Raw genomic sequence first — 1,341 nt, 5'->3', positions numbered from 1 at the left:
CGTCGCTGTTCCTCGCGCCGCTCGCGCACCGGCTCGGCTGGGACCCCGGCGACGTCTCGGCGACCGCCGCCGGCACCCTCGTCGGGCACCTGCTGGAGTGCGCGGGCCAGCTGACGGGCGGCTACTTCGCCGATCCCGGCTACCAGGACGTGCCGGACCTCGCCCGCCTGGGTTTCCCGTTCGCCGACGTCGCCGCGGACGGGACCGCGGAACTGGGCAAGCTGCCCGGCACCGGCGGAATGTTGTCCCGTGCGACCGTGCGGGAGCAGTTGCTGTACGAGATCACCGATCCGGCCGCGTACCGGACACCCGACGTCGTCCTCGACGTTCGCGCCGTCACCGTCGACGAGCGCCGCGNNCCGCGGCCCAGCCGGCTCAAGGTGAGTGTCGGGTACCGGGCGGGCAAGAAGATCGAGGCCGAGATCTCCTACGTGGGCCCGAACGCGGCCGCGCGGGCCGCGCTGGCGGGCGAGATCGTCACCACCCGGCTGTCCGGCACGCCGCTGCGGGCCGAGGTGCTCGGTGGCGAGACGGACTGCCGGCTGCGGGTGGCCGCGATCAGCCGCGACGACGCGGTGCTCGACGCGATCGGTGATGAGGTCGAGTCCTTGTACACCAACGGTCCCGCCGGCGGTGGCGGGGTCCGGGTGCACATCGGCGAGGTGCTCGGGATCGCGTCGACCCTCATCCCGCGGGACCTCGTGCGACCCGTGGTCACCGTGGTGGAGGCCGCCGATGCTGCTCCATGATCTCGCCCACTGCCGCGCCGGTGACAAGGGCAACGTCGCCACCCTGTCGGTTTTCCCCTACGAGGAAGACCTTTTCCCGTTGTTGTCGCGCGAGGTCACCGCCGAGCGGGTCCGCGAGCACCTGGCGGAGTTCGTGGCNNGCCACGAACTGCCGCTCCTGTCGGCCCTGCACTTCGTGTGCTACCAGATCGTCGACGGCGGTGTGACGACCTCGCTGGCACTCGACACACACGGGAAGTCGTTGAGCTCCAGGTTGTTGTCGTTGCCCATCGACGTGACCTGGACGCCGTTACCGCGGGTGGCGACATGACCGGGCGAACAGAGATTCATGCGTTCAGATCATCAGTGTGTGCGGCTTTGATGTTGGACGCGGCCAGGTCTGGCAGAGAACGATCGGTTATCGCCTGGTAAACCGTTCGAACGGCCAGGAGGCGATGATGCGAAACCGGATCACAACGATACTGATTTCGGCGATGCTGGCAGTGCCGACGTCAGGCACCGTCGCACTGGCGTCGGACACGGAGGTCGAGGCGGCCCACGGGGCGCCTGTCGCACGGGTCGACACCGGAGTCCTGCGCGGTGCCAGGAGCGG

General features: G+C 69.5%; 2 protein-coding genes. Both read left to right on the top strand.

Annotated elements, in window-relative coordinates:
• Positions 1-5: 5 nt before the first annotated feature.
• Positions 6-749 carry an acyclic terpene utilization AtuA family protein gene (locus tag B0F77_RS46095; protein WP_425435843.1) on the top strand — a complete coding sequence of 248 codons (744 nt, stop codon included), beginning with the start codon at positions 6-8 and terminating at the stop codon, positions 747-749.
• Positions 736-1,059, top strand: a complete 324-nt coding sequence (locus B0F77_RS46090) for an AtuA-related protein (protein ID WP_086669340.1) — start codon at positions 736-738, stop codon at positions 1,057-1,059. Before B0F77_RS46095 ends, B0F77_RS46090 begins: the two co-directional genes overlap by 14 nt.
• Positions 1,060-1,341 lie beyond the last annotated feature (282 nt).

This window comes from Lentzea kentuckyensis, from assembly GCF_002150765.1.
In the GTDB taxonomy this organism is placed as follows: domain Bacteria; phylum Actinomycetota; class Actinomycetes; order Mycobacteriales; family Pseudonocardiaceae; genus Lentzea; species Lentzea kentuckyensis.
Note: the sequence above shows the minus strand (reverse complement) of the source record. Positions and strands in the feature narration are given on the sequence as shown.